This is a genomic window from Kitasatospora sp. NPDC127111 (assembly GCF_042677465.1).
Taxonomy (GTDB): Bacteria; Actinomycetota; Actinomycetes; order Streptomycetales; family Streptomycetaceae; genus Kitasatospora.
The window spans coordinates 82,070-101,913 of sequence record NZ_JBHXTG010000009.1 but is presented as its reverse complement, the minus strand read 5'-3'; the positions used below and the strand labels follow the sequence as shown (position 1 = coordinate 101,913).

The 19,844-nt window shown below is 75.5% G+C and carries 18 protein-coding genes, 1 pseudogene and 1 riboswitch; of the genes and pseudogenes, 10 read left to right on the top strand and 9 right to left on the bottom strand.

From position 1 onward, the window contains the following. Positions 1–77 precede the first annotated feature (77 nt). The 5 genes from ACFVHB_RS08600 to ACFVHB_RS08580 all read right to left on the bottom strand — a co-directional run bounded on the left by ACFVHB_RS08600 (position 78) and on the right by ACFVHB_RS08580 (position 5,542). Positions 78–1,250: a magnesium and cobalt transport protein CorA gene (locus ACFVHB_RS08600; protein ID WP_380317199.1), complete on the bottom strand. Its 1,173-nt coding sequence runs from the start codon at positions 1,248–1,250 to the stop codon at positions 78–80. A 359-nt stretch (positions 1,251–1,609) separates the two neighbouring features. Then, positions 1,610–1,784, bottom strand: a riboswitch (M-box (ykoK) riboswitch). A gap of 113 nt (positions 1,785–1,897) precedes the next feature. Beyond that, entirely contained in the window at positions 1,898–2,830 is a 933-nt protein-coding gene (locus tag ACFVHB_RS08595; protein WP_380317196.1) for a RimK family alpha-L-glutamate ligase, read from the bottom strand. Positions 2,831–3,055: 225 nt separating this feature from the next. After that, positions 3,056–3,814, bottom strand: coding sequence for a class I SAM-dependent methyltransferase (locus ACFVHB_RS08590; protein WP_380317193.1), 759 nt, complete (start codon positions 3,812–3,814; stop codon positions 3,056–3,058). A gap of 196 nt (positions 3,815–4,010) precedes the next feature. Beyond that, positions 4,011–4,616 carry a hypothetical protein gene (locus tag ACFVHB_RS08585; RefSeq protein ID WP_380317190.1) on the bottom strand — a complete coding sequence of 202 codons (606 nt, stop codon included), beginning with the start codon at positions 4,614–4,616 and terminating at the stop codon, positions 4,011–4,013. 281 nt (positions 4,617–4,897) lie between these two features. Next, positions 4,898–5,542, bottom strand: a complete 645-nt coding sequence (locus tag ACFVHB_RS08580; protein ID WP_380317187.1) for a lysophospholipid acyltransferase family protein — start codon at positions 5,540–5,542, stop codon at positions 4,898–4,900. A 188-nt stretch (positions 5,543–5,730) separates the two neighbouring features. On the opposite strand from ACFVHB_RS08580, the gene ACFVHB_RS08575 reads away from it, so the two are divergent. Beyond that, the gene (locus ACFVHB_RS08575; protein WP_380317184.1) at positions 5,731–6,159 is read left to right on the top strand and encodes a VOC family protein; all 429 of its coding nucleotides are present in this window, start codon (positions 5,731–5,733) and stop codon (positions 6,157–6,159) included. 102 nt (positions 6,160–6,261) lie between these two features. Here ACFVHB_RS08575 and ACFVHB_RS08570 read toward each other — a convergent pair whose 3' ends face one another. From ACFVHB_RS08570 to ACFVHB_RS08555, 4 genes are all read right to left on the bottom strand, one after another. Then, positions 6,262–7,548, bottom strand: coding sequence for a glycosyltransferase (locus ACFVHB_RS08570; protein WP_380317181.1), 1,287 nt, complete (start codon positions 7,546–7,548; stop codon positions 6,262–6,264). Continuing rightward, positions 7,545–8,468, bottom strand: coding sequence for a MerR family transcriptional regulator (locus ACFVHB_RS08565; protein ID WP_380317178.1), 924 nt, complete (start codon positions 8,466–8,468; stop codon positions 7,545–7,547). The genes ACFVHB_RS08570 and ACFVHB_RS08565 overlap by 4 nt, the downstream gene beginning before the upstream one ends. Before the next feature lie 126 nt (positions 8,469–8,594). Continuing rightward, positions 8,595–9,716 carry a DUF6745 domain-containing protein gene (locus ACFVHB_RS08560; RefSeq protein WP_380317176.1) on the bottom strand — a complete coding sequence of 374 codons (1,122 nt, stop codon included), beginning with the start codon at positions 9,714–9,716 and terminating at the stop codon, positions 8,595–8,597. Between the two features lie 92 nt (positions 9,717–9,808). Further along, positions 9,809–10,135: a hypothetical protein gene (locus ACFVHB_RS08555; protein WP_380317173.1), complete on the bottom strand. Its 327-nt coding sequence runs from the start codon at positions 10,133–10,135 to the stop codon at positions 9,809–9,811. A gap of 225 nt (positions 10,136–10,360) precedes the next feature. Here ACFVHB_RS08555 and ACFVHB_RS08550 point away from each other — a divergent pair, with 225 nt between their 5' ends. From ACFVHB_RS08550 to ACFVHB_RS08510, 9 genes and pseudogenes are all read left to right on the top strand, one after another. After that, positions 10,361–10,924: a DUF6221 family protein gene (locus ACFVHB_RS08550; RefSeq protein WP_380317170.1), complete on the top strand. Its 564-nt coding sequence runs from the start codon at positions 10,361–10,363 to the stop codon at positions 10,922–10,924. A 200-nt stretch (positions 10,925–11,124) separates the two neighbouring features. Next, positions 11,125–12,078 (top strand): STM4015 family protein, encoded by a 954-nt coding sequence (locus ACFVHB_RS08545; RefSeq protein ID WP_380317167.1) that lies wholly within the window; start codon positions 11,125–11,127, stop codon positions 12,076–12,078. Between the two features lie 67 nt (positions 12,079–12,145). After that, positions 12,146–13,090 carry an STM4015 family protein gene (locus tag ACFVHB_RS08540; RefSeq protein WP_380317164.1) on the top strand — a complete coding sequence of 315 codons (945 nt, stop codon included), beginning with the start codon at positions 12,146–12,148 and terminating at the stop codon, positions 13,088–13,090. 10 nt (positions 13,091–13,100) lie between these two features. Further along, positions 13,101–14,321, top strand: coding sequence for an STM4014 family protein (locus tag ACFVHB_RS08535; protein WP_380317160.1), 1,221 nt, complete (start codon positions 13,101–13,103; stop codon positions 14,319–14,321). Between the two features lie 35 nt (positions 14,322–14,356). Further along, positions 14,357–15,304, top strand: coding sequence for an STM4013/SEN3800 family hydrolase (locus tag ACFVHB_RS08530; protein ID WP_380317365.1), 948 nt, complete (start codon positions 14,357–14,359; stop codon positions 15,302–15,304). After that, entirely contained in the window at positions 15,301–16,635 is a 1,335-nt protein-coding gene (locus ACFVHB_RS08525; RefSeq protein WP_380317157.1) for an STM4012 family radical SAM protein, read from the top strand. The genes ACFVHB_RS08530 and ACFVHB_RS08525 overlap by 4 nt, the downstream gene beginning before the upstream one ends. After that, on the top strand, positions 16,632–17,630 hold the full coding sequence (locus ACFVHB_RS08520) for an STM4011 family radical SAM protein (protein WP_380317154.1): 999 nt from the start codon (positions 16,632–16,634) through the stop codon (positions 17,628–17,630). Before ACFVHB_RS08525 ends, ACFVHB_RS08520 begins: the two co-directional genes overlap by 4 nt. 337 nt (positions 17,631–17,967) lie before the next feature. Further along, positions 17,968–19,185, top strand: a pseudogene (locus ACFVHB_RS08515) (methyltransferase). A 147-nt stretch (positions 19,186–19,332) separates the two neighbouring features. After that, the gene (locus ACFVHB_RS08510) at positions 19,333–19,719 is read left to right on the top strand and encodes a VOC family protein (protein ID WP_380317151.1); all 387 of its coding nucleotides are present in this window, start codon (positions 19,333–19,335) and stop codon (positions 19,717–19,719) included. Positions 19,720–19,844 lie beyond the last annotated feature (125 nt).

Below are 19,844 nucleotides of genomic sequence, written 5' to 3'. Positions count from 1 at the left end.
CGGCCGAACCGGGCCACGGCCGGCGGCAGGACCGCCCTCGGCGGCAGGACCGGGCCACCGCCCGCCGCAGGACCGGGTCAGAGCCAGTCGCGGCGCTTGAACACCAGGTAGAGCCCGGTGCAGACGAGCGCCATCAGCGCGATCGCGAACGGGTAGCCGAACGCCCACTTCAGTTCGGGCATGTTCTCGAAGTTCATGCCGTAGACGGTGCCGATCAGGGTCGGGGCGAAGAGGATGGCCGCCCAGGAGGAGATCTTCTTGATCTCGTCGTTCTGCGCGTGCCCGGCCTCGGCGAGCTGCTTCATCTCCTCGTTCTGCCGCTGCGAGACCAGGGTCGCGTTGACGGTGAGGATGTTCTGCAGCATCTGCCGGAAGCCGTCCACCCGCTCGGCCGCGTAGGTGGCGTGGTCGGCCACGTCGCGCAGGTAGCGCTGGAGCTCGTCGTCGGTGCCGTACTTGCCGAAGCCGGCCTCCAGGCTCTTCATGATCTCCAGCAGCGGCCGGGTGGCCCGCTGGAACTCGATGACCTCGCGGGAGAGCTCGTAGATGCGGCGGGAGACCTGCGGGTCCCCGCCGAAGACCTCGGTCTCGATCTCGTCGATGTCGTGCTGCAGGCCGGCGATCACCGGCGCGTAGCCGTCGACCACGGCGTCCAGCACCGCGTACAGCACCGCCTCCGGGCCCAGCGCGAGCAGCTCCGGGTCGGCCTCCAGGCGGCGGCGGACGGCGGAGATGTCGGGGGCCTGCGAGTGGCGCACGGTGAGGACGAAGTCGGGGCCGACGAAGAGGTGGATCTCGCCGAAGTCGACCTCCTCCACGTCGTCCAGGTACCGAGCCGCGCGCAGCACGACGAACAGGGTGTCCCCGTAGCGCTCCAGCTTGGGCCGCTGGTGGGCGACGATGGCGTCCTCGATGGCCAGTTCGTGCAGGTTGAACCGCTCGGCGGCCTCCAGCAGCTGGCTCTCGGCGGGCCGGAACAGCCCGATCCAGGCCATCGTGCCGGGCTTGCCGGGCAGCCCGCGGTAGATGTCGGCCAGGCCGGCGGGCTCGCCGATCCGGCGGCCGTCGCGGTACACCGCCGCGTCCACGACGGAACGTTCCAGCGTGACGGGCTCGGTGGGCTGGTCGTGCCGCGGGTCCATCGAGTGCTCGGGGGCCGGCTGGGCGTCGCGGCTGCGGACGGTGCCGGCGACGGGACGGGAGAACGGACGCTTGCTCGCGCGCACGGCGCGCACACGCCAGTCGGACATGGCGGGGACCTCCACGGTTCGGTGGCCGCCGCTCCCGGGACGGGCGTCGCCGGGGCGGGGCGGGCGGGGAGGCGCCCGGCCGTCCTCCACCGCGCACGGCGCCCGGCCGCGCGGCGGCGCCGGCCGGTGTCAGCGGCGCGCGGTACGGCGGCAGGGGGCGGGAGCGGTGCGGGAGGAGGAGTGCCGGGTGCCCGGAGATGAGGGGGACATCCTGGGGCGGGGCCGACTTCGGCCCGGACTACTGGACTCCACAGGTCTCACCTCCTCACCGTCGGGCGCCCGCACACCGGGCCGCCGTTACCGGGCGCTCAGGAGGATCCACCCGGCACGGCCGCGCACGCACGGGACCGCGGGACGGGTGAGCACCCCTGATCTCGTCAGAGCTTTGGCACGCCACGGCGTAGCACCCGGGGGGTGCAGCCACTTGGGGTCACCCCTTAGGCCGGGGAGACCTGTCCTGAACCTGGGCGTCTCTCGACGTCGTGGGGTCAGTGGCCTGTGTCCGTGGCGACGCCTCACCGAACGAGGTGCCTTCACAACCTCACCGAGTCTAGTACCCGCGCGCGCCCGCCTCCGACGGGGGTGCGCGCGGCGGTTCCTCCCGGCCGGCCGCGACGGCCGGCCGCGGCGGCCGGCCGCGGCGGCCGCTACCGCCGCCGATCGAGGTGCGCGGCCGCGTACGGGAGGGCGACCGTCTCCAGGCCGCCGACGGAGCCGAACGCCGGGTGGACGTTGACCTCGAAGACCACCCCGCCGTTCTCCGCGGCGAGGTCGACCCCGGCCAGCGGCAGGCCGATCGACTTGGTCGCGGACACCGCCAACTCCGCCAGACCGGCCGGGAGTTCACTCTCATCGAGCAGGGTGGAGACGGCACCCTGGCACTCGTTGCAGGGCGCGTCCGGGTCCGGCTGCACGTGTTCCACCGCGCGGACCACCCGCCCGGCCAGCACCACCACCCGGTACTGATGACGCCGACCGTCGACGGTGAAGTTCCCGGCGTCCCGGGCGAGCAGCCAGTCGGTGCCGGCCGCGGCGTAGTGGCGCGCGGTGGCGGCGAGTTGGGCACGGTCGGTGACGTGGAAGACGTCGCTGCCGCCCATGCCGACGGTGGGCCGGGCCCAGACGTCCCCGCCGAGGCGCTCGAACGCCCCGAGGGCCGCCTCCGGGGTCGGCCGGGAGAGCGCGACGGCGGGCATCTGCGCGATGCCGTCGCGGGCGAACCGCTCGACGGTGCGGTCCTTCTCGGTGGCCGTGCGCCAGGCCTCCGCGTCCGTCCCGAGGGAGCGGGCGCCGTGCTCGCGCAGCAGTCGCTGGCAGGCCTCGAAGTCGCGCCGCCGGTGCGGCGGTATCTCGTAGACCAGCACCGCCTCCGCCGTCACGTCGACGCCGTCGGCGGGCACCTCCAGCCGGACCGCGCCGCCCGCCCCGGCCGGCCCGCGCGAAGCGGCCGGGCCGATCCGGCCGGTGCCGCCGGTCATGAAGTGCCGCGCGTCGACCAGGACGGGCGCCCGGCCGGTGAGCATCCGCACGGCGGTGGAGAGGACGTCCCGGCTGCCCTCGGTGGAGCTGTGATCGGTCATCAGAACGAGCTCGCTGCGCGCCATACGGTCATGGAACGGCCGGGCCGGCCGTGGCGGCAAGACCGCCTCGGCCGCCAACGGGCCCGCCGGCTGGCCGAAACCGACCACCTGACCGCCCGACCGCCCGACCGGCCCCCGGCCTCGGGCCCGATTTCAGGCCCGGCCCCGGCTTCAGACCCGGCCCCGGTTTCAGACCCGGCCCCGGTCTCAGGCCCGGCCCGGGTCTCAGGCCGGCTTGCGGGCCTCGATCAGGAAGCGCGCCGAGTACGCCACGAACGAGCCCTCCGCCCGGATCCGCTCGTCCAACTCGCGCAGCCGGTCGCGGTAGGCGTCGACGGTGAAGCCGGGCACCATCCAGATCACCTTCCGCAGGAAGTAGACCACCGCGCCGATGTCGAAGAACTCCACCTTCAGCCGCTCGGACCGCAGGTCCACGATCTCCAGCCCGGCCGCCCGCGCGTCGGCGCTCTCCCGGTCGGGGTGCCGGCCCTCGCGCGCCTCGGGCTGCGGCCCGAGGAAGTGCTCGACCAGCTCGAACACCGAGGCCGGCCCGACGTGCTGCGCGAAGTACGTCCCACCGGGCCGCAGCACGCGGGCGATCTCCGCCCACCAGACCGTGGCCGGGTGACGGCTGGTCACCAGGTCGAACGCCTCGTCGGCGAAGGGCAGCGGCGGCTCGTCCGGGTCCGCGACCACGATCGCGCCCAGCGGGTGCAGCAGCCTGGTCGCCTTGACCACGTTCGGCGGCCACGACTCGGTGGCGACCATGGCCGGCGGGAACCCGCCCGCCCCGGCCAGCACCTCACCGCCGCCGGTCTGGATGTCCAACGCCGCCGAGGCCGACGCCAGCCGCTCCCCCAGCAGCCGCTGGTACCCCCAGGACGGCCGCTCCTCGGTGGCCCGCCCCTCCAGCCAGGAGAAGTCCCAACCGTCGACGGACACGGCCCCGGCCTCGGCGATCAACTCTTCGAACGTACGCGACATACCGGCATCTTCCCGGCCGGCGGCGGCCCCGGCCAGCGATTTTCCACCGGTCGACGGACCTGTCCGCGGGTCCACGGGGTCGCGAGGTCTGCAGGTCCGCGGGCCCACGGGGTCTGCGGAGTCTGCGGAGTCTGCGGGCGGCAGGCCCGCTGCCCGGACGGGGCACGGCCGGGGGGCCTGTGGCGACGCCGGGCCCTCAGGCCACGCCGGCGCGGGCGACGTGCACCGCCTCCGAGGGTCCCACGACCACGCCGCGCCGGCCGGTGGCACGCAGCTCCGCGCTCTCGAAGGGCTCCAGCCGCTCCCGGCCCCCGGCCAGGACCTGGTGGTGCCACCGGCGGAGCAGGGGGTCGGGCTCGTCCGGGTAGAACGAGCTGTGGACAACGGCCTCCGCACCCACCAGGCCCTCCTCCCGGGCGGCCGGGCAGTCGAGGATGACCACGACCTCGCCGTTCCGGAACGGCGACGGCGCGGCCGCCTCCTCCTCACCGGGCTGGGCACCGACGACAGCGGGGTGCAGGAACACCTCGTCCCCGCGACGCTCCCAGCCCGGCCAGAAGCCGTGCTCGTCGGGGCGGAACCCCAGGGCGAGAAGGCAGTCGGTGGTGGACGTCACGGGTTCGAGCTCCACGTCGAACGCGAGCAGCTCCGGGCTGCGCCGGTACGGGCCCCGGGAGACGACCGTCACCCGACCCAGCGGGGCCAGTGCGGCCGCGACCTCACGGGTGAGTTCGGCGCCCTGTTCCTCGGGCGCCCTCACCCAGAGGTTCATCCAGACGTGACGGTAGGGGGCCAGGGTCATGGCGCGGTTGCCTCCGAGGTGGCGCGGGCGGTCGCACCGGGCGATCCGAACGGCGGCCCGGCGGTTCCGATGCCCGGCAACGCCCGTTCGGGCACGGAAGGGCCGGCCCGGGCCCGAACAGCCGTCCGCCCACGGAGCATATCCCCGCCCCGGGCGGCTCCCCATCTCGCCGTCCTGACTCTTCGAGCCGTCGGCGCCACCCTCCGAGTCGCGGTCCGTCGTCACCAACGCGGCGGGATCCCTTGAACGTCGGGCGCTGCCGGAACGACGTCCTCGCTCCGCTACGCCGCCGCCGCGCGCACCGCCCGCTCCCAGGCCGCCGTCACCGCGCCGTGCGCCAGCGCCGTGGCGGCGGCCGGCTCACCGGCCAGGCGCAGCGGCGTACCGAGGTGGACGTGCAGGGACGGGCGGCGGGCGGGGGCGGTGGCGAGTCCGGCCACCTGCTTCAGCGGGCTGCCGGAGGTGAGGCGGCGGGCGCCGGCCTGGCCGAGCGGGACGACCGGCGCGCCGGTGGCGGCGGCGAGGCGGGCGAGGCCGCTGCGGAACGGGCCGGGCGGCCGCTCGCCGGAGTCGCGGCGCCGGGGCAGGCCGCCCTCGCCGTAGATCAGCACCACGTGCCCGGCGGCCACCGCCTCGGCGGCCTGGTCGAGGGCGTCGGCCGCGTGCGCGGTGCCGCGGTGGACGGGGATGTGGCCCTCCCGTCGCAGCAGCCCGCCGAGCACCGGGACCCGCCACAGCCCGGCCGCCGCGAGCACCACCGGCCGGGCGCCGAGCCGGTGCAGGGCGGCCAGGACGATCGCCGGGTCGGCGAGCGAGGTGTGGTTGGCCGCGACGATGGTCCCGGGCGCGAGGACGGCCCCCGGGTCGGCCGTGACCCGGAGGGAGCCGAAGGCGGGGACGAGCAGGGCGGCGGTGCGGCTGAGCATGGCGCTGACGTGATCCTCTGGGAGCCGGGCGAACTGTCGGCTCCAGTCTTCGCCGCCCCTGCCGTGTCGCACCTGAGTACCCGTACTCAACCCGATACCCAACCCGGACGGGCCGTCCCGGGGACCGGCGCGGCGGGCCTGACGGGGACTCATGACCGCGAGGAACACCGCTGTTAGGGTGTGCGCCCATGTCATCGATCAAGCAGTTCCAGGTCACCTTCGACTGCGCGGAACCTGAGCGCCTCGCCCGCTTCTGGTGCGACGTGTTGGGGTACGTCGTACCGCCGCCGCCGAAGGGGTTCGCCACCTGGGACGATCACGACCGTTCCCGGTCCCCTGAGGACCGGGGTTCGTGGTTCGCCTGTGTCGATCCCTCGGGTGTGGGCCCGCGGCTGTACTTCCAGCGGGTCCCCGAGGGCAAGGTCGTCAAGAACCGGCTGCACCTGGACGTGCGGGTCGGCACCGGCCTCGTGGGTGAGGAGCGCCTCGCCGCGCTCGAAGCCGAGTGCGCACGGCTGGTCGCGCTCGGCGCGGTGCGCGTGCGACTGCTGTACGACGGCCACGATTCGTGCATCGTGATGCAGGACATCGAGGGCAACGAGTTCTGCGTCGACTGAGCATCCTCCGGTGCGGGGCCGCGCCGTGCGGGCGGCGCCGTGCGGGCGGCGCCGTGCGGGCGGGGGCGCTTCGCGGCAGCCGGTTCACCGGCCGTCGGCGGTTCACCGGCCGTCGGCCAGGCGCTCGACCGCCTCGGCCACCCGCGCCGCGCCGTCCTCGGTGGCCATCGCCCGGGCGGCGGCGCGCGCCTTCCGTCGCAGGGACTCCTCCGTCACGGCCCGGCGGATGCCGGCCGCGAGGCGGTCGACGGTCAGCTCGGCGAACGGCACCGGTGCGGTGGCAGCGCCGATCCGGGCGAGGCGGGCGGCCCAGAACGGCTGGTCGGCCAGCACGGGGACGGGGACGGCCGGCACGCCCGCGCGCAGGCCGGCTGCGGAGGTGCCCGCGCCACAGTGGTGCACGACCGCGGCGGTGCGCGGGAGGACGTGGGCGTGCGGGAGTTCACCGACGGTCAGGAGGTCGTCGCCGGCCGCGGCCAGGCCGGCCCAGCCGGACTGCAGCAGGCCTCGGACGCCCGCCCGGCGGAGCGCCCGGACGGCGAGCTCGCTCAGCCGCTCGCCGTCCCCGGCGGCCATGCTGCCGAAGCCGATGAACACCGCCGGCGGACCGGCCTGCAGGAAGTCCTCGACCTCGCCGGGCAGGTGAGCCCCGGCCGGCGCGTACGGCCACCAGTTGCCGACCACGTCGAGGCCGGGCCGCCAGTCCGCCGGGCGGGGCAGCAGGCTCGGGCTGAATCCGTGCAGGACGGGCCAGTTCCGCTGTTCCCGGCGGCGGCGCTGCGCGCCCTGCGCGCGGGCGGGCAGGCCGAGCCGCTCGCGCAGCCGCCGGGCCGCGTCGGCGTGCAGTCGGTCGACCACGCGCTGGCCGAGCGCACCGGCCAGCAGGTTGCCCCAGGGGCCGAGCGAGCGGGTGCCGCCGACGACCGGCGGGAACGCGCGGGTGGGCAGCACGGGCTGGAGGTAGACCCCGGCGCTGGGCAACCGCAGGGCTTCGGCGAGGTGCCAGCCCAGCGGGGCGGTGGTGGTGGAGAGCAGCAGCAGGTCGGCACCGGGGGCGGCGGCATCGGCGAGCCCGTCGCCGAGGCGGTCGATGAAGGCCGCCGCCCTGGCGAGGAGCGAGGTGCGGCCGCCGGTGCCGCGCCGCCCCGCCCGGGTACCTGTCCCGGGGCCGGCGCCGGTACCCGCACCGGTGTCCGGGCCGGCGCCGGGATCCGAGCGGGGATCGGCCGGGAGCGGGCGGAAGTCGAGACCGCTGTCGCCGACCAGGGTGGCGAAGCACTCCGGGGCGGCCAGGGCCACCTCGTGGCCGGCGGCACGGAGGTGGGCACCGAGGCCGGTGTAGGGGGCGACGTCGCCGTGCGAGCCCGCGGCCGTGATGAGGATCCTCATCGCACGTCCTCCCCGTGGCCGGTCGCGGTACAGCTGGTCGCGCCACCGCTGGTCGCGCCACAGTTGGGCGCGCCACGACCGGTCCCACGGCCGGTGGCGTCGGCGCCGGTGAGGCCAACGCCGGTGACGCCAACGCCCGTGGCGCTGCCGCCCGTGAGCCGCCGGGCGTTGGCCTCGATGGCGGTACGGAGGTAGCAGGCGAGTCCCGGGCGCTGGTCGGCCGGCGGGACGACCAGCGCGAAGGCGCGCGCGTCCGCCTCGTAGTCCTCGGCGATCCGGCGGTGCATCTCGGGCGGGCACGGGGTGAACCAGCGGCCGATGTGCCGCCGGTGCTCCTCCGCGAGCTCCAGGACGCGCTCGCCGTCGGGCGCCGCGCCCTCCGCGAAGGCCGCCAGCAACTGGTGCCGCCAGGCGGCGGCCTCGGCCATCAGCCGCCGCCAGTCCTCCTTCGAGTGGCTCGCGGCGCGCGCGAGCGCCTGCTGGTGCCCCTCCCCCTCACCCCACTTGAGGTGTGCGTCGGTGGCGTAGCTGAGGTCGAAGACGACGTCCCCGAAGACCTCGAACCGCTCCTCGGGGGTCAGCTCGACCCCGGTGCGCTGGACCTCGATCGCCCGCTCGGCCACGTCGACCAGCTTCTGCAGCCGGGTGATCTGCTCGCTCAGCGCCTCCCGCCGCGCGCGCAGGTGGTCGAGGGCGTTGGCCTGCGGGTCCGCCAGGATGGTGGCGATCTCGTCCAGCGGGAAGCCGAGTTCCCGGTAGAACAGGATCTGCTGGAGCCTGGCGAGGTCGGAGCCGCTGTAGCGGCGGTAGCCGGCCGGGCTGCGTTCGCTGGGCGACAGCAGCCCGCACCGGTCGTAGTGGTGCAGTGTCCGCACCGTCACCCCGGCGAAGCCCGATACCTGCCCGACCGACCAACTCATCCGTCCCACCTCGTACCCGTCTCGCTCGCCTCTTGCCCGACCCACGGTGTGCCCTGACGTGGGGTCAGGGTCAAGACTCGCAGGTCAGCGGCACCGCAGCCGGGGTGCAGGACGGACGCCGTCCGCTCAGGTCTCGCGCTGCGGGTGGTACTCCGACTCGGGTATGCCGAAGGTCCAGGCGACCCCGGCGCGGGCGGTGCGGGTGCTCGGCGGCACGCGCAGCCAGTAGGTGCGGAAGGTGCCGTCGGGCTCGGCGGTGGAGTTGACCACCTCCACCATCACCACCGGCTCGTCGTCCGGCAGTGGGATCCGCCAGAGCACACCGGTCTCGTCGCGGTGCACCGGCTCGGCGCCGGAGTCCGCGAGATAGCGCTCGTAGCCGTAGTGCTCCAGCAGGACGCGGCGCAGCTCGGCGTTCTCCTCGGTGCGGATCCGCTCGACGGTGACGTCGCCGAGGCCGGTCAGGAAGTCGGCCGGGACGGGCATGCCGCGCCAGGCGTGCAGGGCGAAGCCGTCGGCGAACTCGAGGGCCGGGCCGTCGGCGCGGTCGAGCCTGCCGGCCTCGTCCCGGTGCAGGGCGACCGGCCGTTCGCCGATCAGCACCACGTCCTCGTAGGGCCACCACCAGCCGGCCCCGCACGCCACCTCGGCGAGCGCGGCGATCGCGTTGCCCGCGCCGTCCCCCTCCGATGGGCCGGCGGGGGCGGTCCGCAGCACCCCGGCCGTCTCGAAGGCGGCGAACCAGGGCGCGTCGTGCTGGCCCCGGACGGCGTCCAGCAGGGCCAGCCGGACGGTGGTGCGCCGGTCGCGGGAGGCCTCGACCACGTCGCCGGGCTCCTCCTCGGTACCGGGCTCGGGGGCGAGCCGGTCGAGCACGGCGTTGCGGATCCGGTCGGCCAACGCGTTGGTCACCGGGCCGAGTTCGCCGCCGGTCAGCGACCAGAGCGGCGCCCAGCCGGCCGCCCCGGCCCGCTCGACGGCCCGCCGTCGGGCCGCCTCCCACGGCGCCGTGCGCACGGCCTCCCGCACGCTCACCGCACCGGCCGCCCGGAGTTCCAGTGCCGCCTCGGCCGCCGAGACCGGCGAGCCGAACCAGCGCACCTCCGCCGGCCCGGCCAGCCCGGCCGCCCGGTAGGCGGCCCGCACCGCGCCCTCGACCGCGGCGCGGTCGGCCGGTCCGGTGGCCGCCGCGCACGCCCGCCAGCGCGCCGTCACCTCGGCCGACGCGACCGTCTGTTCCGTCCCCATCACCCGCTCCGTTCCCGGCCGGTCACCCCGCCCGGCCGTCCGACACCGCCCATGTCCACCACCCCCGTCACGGCGACGAGGAGCCACCCGGGTCAGTCCGCGACGACGCGCACCGCGCCCGGCACGTATTCGCGCTGACGCACCACCCGGTACCAGCCCTTGGGCAGCGGTATCGCCGCGTGCTCCTCGTGCACGACCCGGCCGCCCTCCGGCAGGTGCAGCCAGGCGGCGCCGAACGGCCCCGCCTCCCGGCGCAACCACCCGGGCCCGACCACGGCGTGCGCGTGCCCGGTCACCTCGCCGAGCGCCAGCACCAGCCGGCCCCGCGCGTCCCGCGGCTGGGCGGCCAGCGCCGCCACCCGGGGCGGCACCGCGGCCTCCTCCACCGGCACCATCAACACGTCTCCCCGGCGGTACACGAACCCTCCCCGATCCGGCCGACGGACGTCGGAATCACACGCTCCGCAACGTAGCCGAGGGGTCTGACAATCGGCCGGTCCCCGGGTGAGCGCCTCCGACTCCGACGCCCCCGACGCCTCCGACGCCTCCGACTCCCCGGCCACAACGGGCGGGCGTGCCGCGCCGGGGCCGCCGCGGCCCGGCCCGCCGCGTGGGCCCGCGACTCCGAGTCGCACAATTGGCCGGTGAGGACCAACAAGTACGGCGCGGTCTGCGCGGCCGCCGACTGCCAGACCTACGTCCCGCCCGGCGGCGGACTGCTGATGCGCGGTGAGCGGGGATGGCTGACCTACTGCCCCGCCGACGACCCCGGTCGCGGCGACCCGACCGCGCCGGACGACGGGCCGGACGACGCGGACCACCGGCCGGACGGCCGGCCGGACGACGAGCACCCGCACGAGCCCGTCGCCGACTTCCTCCGCGACCGCCTCGACGAGGAGTTGGAGACCGCGGGTGCCGCCGGGATCACTTCCTGGCGGCACTGGCCCCGCCGCAGCCAGCGGGTCGTCGACGATCACGACGAGCTGGTGGTCGAAGCCCCGCTCCGGGTCGTCGCGGATCACATCGCCACCTGGGGGCCCTGGCCGGCGATCCAGAACGCCTACGGTCGCCGCGCGGTCCTCGACCTCTTCGAGGCGGCGAAGTCCGGGCCGGCCCGCGAGGCGCTGCGGGACGCGGTGCGGGCCTTGGCCATGGCCTACCGGGAACACCCCGACTACGACCCTATCTGGACGCTGCCCGAGCGGTGACGGCCGGCACGCCCGCTCTGACGTCACCCCGTCCCGGCCACCGCCGCCCACGGTCGGCCACCATCGCGAGCCGACGTTCCGTCACGGCCCCGGCCCCGGCCGCAGGCCTCGGGCCGCCCGGTATCGGCCCCGGAGAGCGGATTGTCGGACCCGCCTGGTAGACACGTGTTCGGCCCGCACCGACGCCCGAGGAGCAGCGCATGACGGTCAACAAGCACATCGAGGAGTTCCACGGCCTCCCGGTCCTCGACTTCGTCGCGGCCGTCGACGAGGGCGCCGAGCTGCCGGAGCCCGCCGCGGTGGCCTGGAAGATCGGCGTCGAGTACGACGCGCCGAAGGGCTGGGTCGAGCGCTGGAACGAGTTCGTCGACACGGTCGACCCGAGCCGGGTCGCGGCCGTCGTGGTCGGTGAGTGGTCGATGGACGGGCCGGAGAGCTTCGCCGAGCCGCTGGCCGCGATCCTCGGCGCGGCGGACAGGCTGCCGGCGCTGCGCGGGCTGTTCATCGGTGACATCACGTACGAGGAGAACGAGATCTCCTGGATCGACATGGTCGACGTGACGCCGGTCCTGACGACGTTCCCGCTGCTCACCGAGCTGGTGGTGCGCGGTGCCTCGGAGGAGTCGGTGATGGGCGAGGGCGTGTCGCTGACGCCGGTGCGCCACGAGCACCTGCGGGCGCTGCGCTTCGAGTCGGGAGGGCTGCCCGTCGCGGTGCCGCGGGCGGTCGCGGCGAGCGAGCTGCCCGCGTTGGAGCGGCTGGAGTTCTGGCTGGGGGCGCGGGCCTACGGGGGCGACACGACGGTCGAGGACCTGGCGCCGTTCCTCGACGGCGCGCGGTTCCCGGCGCTGCGCCACCTCGGCCTGCAGAACAGCGAGTTCCAGGACGAGATCGCCGCCGCCGTCGCCCACGCGCCGGTGGTGGCCCGGCTCGAGTCGCTGAGCCTGTCCATGGGCGTGCTGTCCGACGAGGGCGCCACGGCGCTGCTGGAGGGGCAACCGCTCACCCACCTCAAGGCGCTCGACCTGCACCACCACTACCTCACCGACGCCATGCAGGAGCGGCTGCGCCAGGCCCTGCCCGGTGTGGCCGTCGACCTCTCGGAGGCCGGCAAGCCCGGCGACCGGTGGCGCTACGTCGCGGTCGCCGAGTAGCCGAGCGCCGAGCAGCCGCCGTCCACCCTCATCACCACCAGCCAGCAACGCAGCCCGAGGGGGCACCGTGATCTTCACCCGGACCAGCGAGCAGTTCCACGGGCTGCCCGTCGTCGAGTTCTCCGTCAGCGACGCCGCCCTGCCGTCCGACCCGGCCGACCTGCCGGAGGCGGGCGCCGCCGCCTGGCGCCTGCGCGTCGCCTACGGCTCGGAGGGCGGCTTCGACGAGGTGTGGGCCGCCTTCCTCGCCGCCGTCGACCCGGCCGGTGTCCGCGCGCTGCTCATCGGCCCGTGGTGGGTCCAGAGCTACGTCCCGGTGGAGGGCACGCTCGCCACCGTCGTCGCCGACGCCGACCGGTTCCCCTGCCTGGAGGCGCTGTTCGTCGCGGACGTCACGTACGAGGACTGCGAGATCTCCTGGCTGGAGATGTCGGACGTCACCCCGGTGGTGACGGCGTTCCCGGGCCTGACCGAGCTGGTCGTGCGCGGTGGCAACGACCTGCGGCTCAGCCCCGTCCGGCACGACCGGCTGACCGGACTGCGGTTCGAGGCGGGCGGGCTGCCCGCAGAGGTGGTGCAGGCGGTCGCGGCGAGCGAACTGCCCGCCCTGGAGAGCCTGGAGCTCTGGTTCGGCGTCAGCGAGTACGGCGGGGACGCGACGATCGACGACCTGGCGCCGTTCCTCGACGGCGCGCGGTTCCCGGCGCTGCGCCACCTCGGCCTGCAGAACAGCGAGTTCCAGGACGAGATCGCCGCCGCCGTCGCCCACGCGCCGGTGGTGGCCCGGCTCGAGTCGCTGAGCCTGTCCATGGGCGTGCTGTCCGACGAGGGCGCCACGGCGCTGCTGGAGGGGCAGCCGCTCACCCACCTCAAGGCGCTCGACCTGCACCACCACTACCTCACCGACGCCATGCAGGAGCGGCTGCGCCAGGCCCTCCCCGGCGTCGCCCTCGACCTCTCGGAGGCCGAGGAGGAGGACGACGGGTGGCGCTACGTCGCGGTGGCCGAGTAGGCGGGTGACGATGCGGACCACCACGCACGCCGGCGTCCCGGCCCCCGCCCGGGCCGGCCACCGGCTCCCGCCGTCCGGGCGGCTGACCGTGCTCGGCAACCCGGGCCACCGCCGGGTGACGCTGTTCGCGGCCGCCGCCCGGGCCGCCGGCCTGCCCGAGCCCGCCGTTCTGCCCTGGATCGACGTGCTGCGCGGCACGTACCGGTTGCCGGTGGGCAGCCTGGTGCGGATCGAGTCGCCCGGCGAGGACGAGGCGGTGGACGCCCTGCTGCGCGGCCCGGCGCTCGGCGACGACTACGCCCCGACCAGGGTCGAGGGCGGCGCCGCCTGGTACGCGGGGGTGACGGCCGCGCTGCGCACCCTGGCGGCGCGGCCCGGCGTCCGGCTGCTCGGCGACCCCGAGGAGATCGCGGTGATGTTCGACAAGCGGCGGGCGCACGCGCTGCTGTCGGCGGCCGGCGTGCCGGTGCCCCGGGCCCTGGGCGGCGGCGCGGTCACCGGCTGGGCGGACCTGCGCGAGCGGCTCGCCGCAGCGGGGCTGCGCCGGGTCTTCGTCAAACCCGCCCACGGCTCCTCGGCCTCCGGGGTGGTGGCGCTGGAGTCCGGACCGCGCGGCCAGGTACAGGCGACCACCTCGGTGGAGCTGGCGGACGGGCGGTTGCACAACTCGCTGCGGGTCCGCCGGTACCGGGACGAACGGCTGGTGGCGGAGCTGGTCGACCGGCTCGCCCCGGACGGGCTGCACGTCGAGCAGTGGATTCCGAAGGCCGCGCAGTCGGGCCGCTCGGCCGACCTCCGGGTCGTGGTGACCGCCGGGCGGGCCACCCACGTGGTGGTCCGCACCAGCCTCCAGCCGATGACCAACCTTCACCTCGGCGGCGCCCGGGGCAGCCTGGAGCTCGCCCGGGAGACGGCCGGGCCGGCCTGGCCCGGCCTGCTGGAGACCGCGGAGCGGGCGGCCGCCTGCTTCCCCGGCTCCCCGATGGTCGGCGTCGACGTCCTGCCGACCGCCGGCTGGCGGCGGGCGCTGGTCGGCGAGGTCAACGCCTTCGGCGACCTGCTGCCGAACCTCACCGGCCTGCCCGGCGGCCCCGCCGAGGGCCTGGACACCTACGCCGCCCAGCTCGCCGTCCTCGCCCCCGCCGCCGCTCCCGTCCCCGTCCCGGAACCGGAACCGGAACCGGAACAGATGAACCACCCACGTACCCCACGCACGGAACTGACCCGATGAACCACCACACCGTCCACTCCCCCGCCGCTCCCGACATGAACGCGGTCGTCGGCAGCCACGACCTGCTCCTCGTCACCCTCGACACGCTGCGCTTCGACGTCGCCGAGGAGCTGGCCGCGGCCGGGCGGATCCCGAACCTCGCCGCGTTCCTCCCCGACGGCCGCTGGGAGCGCCGGCACTCCCCCGGCAGCTTCACCTACGCCGCGCACCAGGCGATCCTGGCCGGCTTCCTGCCGACCCCGGCCTCCCCGGACGGGCCGCACCCGCGGCTGTTCGCCGCCCGGTTCGCCGGTTCGGAGAGCACCGCCCCGCGGACCTGGGTGTTCGACACGCCCGACCTGCCGAGCGCGCTCGCCGCGGCCGGCTACCGGACGGTCTGCATCGGCGGCGTCGGCTTCTTCAACAAGCAGGGCGCGCTCGGCTCGGTGCTGCCCGGTCTGTTCCAGGAGAGCCACTGGACGCCCGAGATGGGTGTCCCCTCCCCCACCTCCTTCGAGTCCCAGGTCGCCCGCGCCGAGCAGGTCGCCGCCGAGCAGCCCGCCGACCGGCCGCTCTTCCTCTTCGTCAACGTCTCGGCGCTGCACCAGCCCAACTGGTTCCACCTGCCCGGCGCCACCCGTGAGCACGGCGACAGCAGGGAGAGCCACGCGGCCGCCCTGGAGTACGTGGACGCGCACATCGGCCGGCTCTTCGCCGCGATGAGCGCCCGGCGGCCGTGCTTCGCCGTCGTCTGCTCCGACCACGGCACGGCCTACGGCGAGGACGGCTACACCGGCCACCGGATCGGCCACGAGGTGGTCTGGACGGTCCCGTACGCGCACTTCACCATCCCGGCCGCGCACACCGCCGGCCCGACCGCGCCCGCCACCGGCCCGGCCGACGCCGCACATCCGGGCGACACCGCACCTCCGGGCGACGCCCCGGCCGACGCCGCACGCCCGGCCGACGCCCCGACCGCCCCCGCCGAGGAGGAGAGCGCATGACCCCGGCACCCGTCCGGCCGGCCGAGTCGCCGTACCGGTCGTACGTGTACGCCTATCCGCACAAGACCGCGTACCGGCCGCTGCCGGAACGCCCGGTGCTGCGCGAGCTCTGGGGCGGCGAGCCGCAGCACGCGCTCTCGCTCTACCTGCACGTCCCGTTCTGCGAGGTCCGCTGCGGCTTCTGCAACCTGTTCACCCGGATCGGCAGCCCCGACGGCCTGACCACGGCCTACCTGGACGCGCTCGACCGGCAGGCCACCGCCGTCCGCGAGGCGCTGGACTCCGACGCCCGGTTCGCCCTGGCCGCGTTCGGCGGCGGCACGCCCACCTACCTGACCGCCGCCGAGCTGGAGCGGCTCTGCGACATCGCCGAGCAGCGGATGGGCGCCGACCTGCGGGCCGTCCCGCTCTCCGTCGAGGCCTCGCCGGCCACCGCGACCGCCGACCGGCTGGAGGTCCTGGCCGACCGCGGCACCACCCGGCTGAGCCTGGGCGTGCAGACCTTCGTCGACCGGGAGGCCCGCTCGGCGGTCCGGCCGCAGAAGCGGGCCGAGGTCGAGGCCGCCCTCGGGCGGATCCGCGCCGCCGGCTTCCCCGTCCTCAACATCGACCTCATCTACGGCATCGACGGCCAGACCCAGGCCAGCTGGCTGCACTCGCTGGACGCCGCGCTGGCCTGGCAGCCCGAGGAGCTGTACCTCTACCCGCTGTACGTCCGGCCGCTGACCGGCCTGGCCCGGCGCGGCGAACTCGAGAGCCAGGCCGACTGGGACGCCCGGCGGCTCGCCCTCTACCGCTCCGGCCGGGACCACCTGCTCGCGCACGGGTACCAGCAGGTGTCGATGCGGATGTTCCGCCGCGCCGCCGCCGCGCAGGCCGGCCGCAGCGAGTACGCCTGCCAGACCGACGGCATGGTCGGCCTCGGCTGCGGCGCCCGCTCGTACACCTCGCGGCTGCACTACTCCTTCGACTACGCGGTCAACGCCACCGAGGTGCGCGGCATCATCGACGACTACGTGGCCACCGAGGACTTCCACCGCGCCGAGGTCGGCCGGTACACGACCCCGGAGGAGGCCCGGCGGCGGCACCTCGTCCAGTCGCTGCTCCAGGCCGAGGGCATGCCCGTGGCGGAGTACCGGGCCCGGTTCGGCTCGACACCGGCCGAGGACTTCCCGGCCGAGCTGGCCGCGTTCGAGACCCGGGGCTGGCTCGCGGACGATCCGCTGCGGCTGGTGCTCTCCCCGGAGGGCCTCGCCCACTCGGACCTCGCCGGTCCGATGCTGTTCTCGCCCGAGGTGCACCGCCTGATGGCCGAGTACGAGGCGAAATGACCTTCCTCGGCATGCCCGCCCCGCCCCCGGCCGCCGCCGCCCCGAACGGCGGCCCCGCCCAGCACGGCGGCCCCGTCCAGCACGGCGGCGCCTCGCCGGAGCCCGGCCCCGTCCCGACCGGCGCCCCCTCCCCGGACGGCGGCCTCGACCTGACCCTGCTCTACCGGGGCCCGCTCGCCTCGTGCGACTACGACTGCTCGTACTGCCCGTTCGCCAAGCGCCGCGACACCCCCGAACAGCTGCGGACCGACCGCGCCGCACTGGAGCGGTTCACCGGTTGGGCCGCCGGCCGGGCCGGCACCGGCGACACGCTGGCGCTGCTGTTCACGCCCTGGGGCGAGGGGCTGGTGCGCTCCTGGTACCGGCAGGCGCTGGTCGGGCTGAGCCGGCTGCCACACGTGCGACGGGTGGCGATCCAGACCAACCTCAGCTGCCGCACCGACTGGCTGGCCGAGGCCGACCTCAGCACGCTGGCGCTCTGGGTGACGTACCACCCCGGCCAGGTCGGCCAGGACCGCTTCCTGGCCAAGTGCCGCGAGCTCGACCGGCTCGGCGTGCGGTACAGCGTCGGTGTGGTGGGCCGGCCCGAGCACCTCGCCGACGCCCGCCGGTTGCGCGCCGCGCTCTCCCCCGGCGTCTACCTGTGGATCAACGCCGCCGAGGGCCACCGCTACACCGACGCCGAGGCGGCCGACTGGCAGGCCCTCGACCCGCTCTTCGGCTACAGCCGGCACGCCCACCCCAGCGCCGGCCGGCCCTGCCGCACCGGCGAGTCGGTGCTCTCGGTCGACGGCGAAGGCACCGTCCGCCGCTGCCACTTCGTCCGGGACGTCCTCGGCAACCTGTACGACGGCACGTACCGCGCCCGGCTCCGCCCGCGGAGCTGCCCCTTGCCGGTCTGCGACTGCCACATCGGCTATGTGCACCTGGAGACGCTGCCGCTCTACGAGGTCTTCGCCGGCGGTGTGCTGGAGCGGGTGCCACACGGCTGGTGAAAGCGTTTGCCGGCGAACGGCCGGCCGTGACAGCGTTTCCGTGATCGTCCGTACCCGACTCCTCGCGCCCGGAAGGCGCTCCTCATGACGGGCGGTACGACAGGCGCCGTGGCCCCCGGTGTGGTGCCCGGCCTGTTGCTCGGCGACTCCCCGGTCCGCACTTCGACGCGGGAGCCGCACCTCTGCTGACCGGCCACTGAGCCCCGCTCCCCTCCTCGTCGAAGTGCTCTTCGTGCCCATCCGCACGTTCGACCACGAGGAGCCCCGGGTGTCCGAGATCCACCGGCCCGACGCAGCCGCCGACGCCTCCGCCGGCCCCGTCACCACCCCGACGACCCTGCCGTCTTCCATCGCCCTGCCCGGCCGCTGGCACGCCGATAACGGCGCGCCACCGCCTCGCCACCTGGTCCTCGCCGACGACACCCTGCGCGCCGCCACCGCGTACCGCCTGGCCTGCGAGGGCACCGCCCTGCCCTGGCAGGGCGACTACCAGAACGCGCGCCAACTGCTGCGCGCCATGGCCCGCCGCGCCGAGCAGCCGAGCCGGCGACTCAGCCCCCGTCCGGACGCTCCGGACGCCGCACGCCGGGACACCGCACTCCTGGAGGCGGCACTCCTGGATGCCGCGCCGCAGACCAGGCCCGCCGAGGCCTTCCACCACCACCGGCGGGAACGCGCCCGGCTCGCCCGCGTACCCGGCCGGCTGCTGGTCGCCCTCGACGCCGACCACGGCCTCCGGCTGCGCCGCGCCCCGACGTCCGCCAGGCCTGCGCCGAGGCGTACGGGCCGGCCCGCGGGCCCCTGGTGATCTCGCTGCGCGAGCTGCTGGGCGTGATCGGCGCCCGGCAGTGGCGCGCACGGAGCGTGCACGTACCCGCGCTCGGCGCGCGGATCCACCCGCACTACGGCGTGTTCTCCCCGGTCCGCGGCGAGTACGTCGATCTGGTCGCCCGGGCGCCGCTGCCTCTCGCGGCCGGGCCCGGCACCGGCCCCACCACCGGTCCCGCCTTCGACCTGGGCACCGGCATCGCTGGCCGCCGTACCGGCCCGGCGCGGCTTCTCCCGCGTCCTGGCCACGGACGCCAACCCGCGCGCGCTCGCCTGCGCGGGGGACAACGCCCATCGCCTCGGTCCGGCCGACCGGGTCCTCCCGGTCGGCCCCGGCCTCTACCCACCGGGCGGGGGCCGCGCGGCGCTGGTGGTCTGCAACCCGCCCTGGCCGCCGGCCCGCCCGAGCTCGGCCCTCGAACAGGGCGTCCACGACCCGGACGGCCGGATGCTCCAGGGCTTCCTGGACGGTCTGCCCGAGCGGCTCCAGCCGGGCGGCGAGGGCTGGCTGATCCTCTCCGACCTCGCCGAACAGCTGGGGCTGCGTTCCCGCGCCGACCTGTTGACCGCCTTCAGCGCGGCCGGGCCGCGCGTCGTCGACCGCCTCGACACCCGACCCGGCCACCCCCGCGCCACGACCGCCGCCACCCGGTCGGGCCCGCCCGACCCCCTGCACGCCGCCCGTACCGCCGAGCGGACCTCCCTCTGGCGCCCCGCCGCGGGCTGACGCCCCTCGATCCGACCCACCCGGCCCCCACCGACCCACCGACCCACCGACCCGCCGACACCGACCCACCACCCGACGGGCACCCGGTCACCCATCGCCCGATCGCGCGGCCGAGCGCCGAGGTACCTAGCCTGGAAGGAGGAGGCGATGGCAATGCTTGGAGACGCACCACTGCTGGCGATCATTCCGGCCGCCGACCTGGCCCGGGCCAAGAACTTCTACACCGAGACCCTCGGACTGAAGCTCAAGGAGGAGAGCGCGCAGGATCTCACCTTCGAGTGCGGCGGGACGGAGTTCGGCCTCTACGAGACGCCGAGCGCCGGGCAGGCAGCACACACGCTGGCCAGCTTCAAGGTCGCGGACCTCGACGGCGAGATGGCCGCACTGCGCGAGCGCGGCGTCGTCTTCGAGGAGTACGACCTGCCGGGCCTGAAGACCGTCAACGGTGTCGCGGAGGCGGAGGGCATGCGCGCGGCCTGGTTCAAGGACAGCGAAGGAAACATCCTCTGCGTGAACGAGCGCACCACCACCTAGCACCCGGAGCGGGGCAGTCGCCCCGGGTTCCGCTCGCCGGAGCCCGGGGCGCTGCGCCGCTCCCGCGCCGGACTCGATCGACGGGGCGCCCGGTCGTCCGCCCCGGACCACCTCCTGAACCGAGT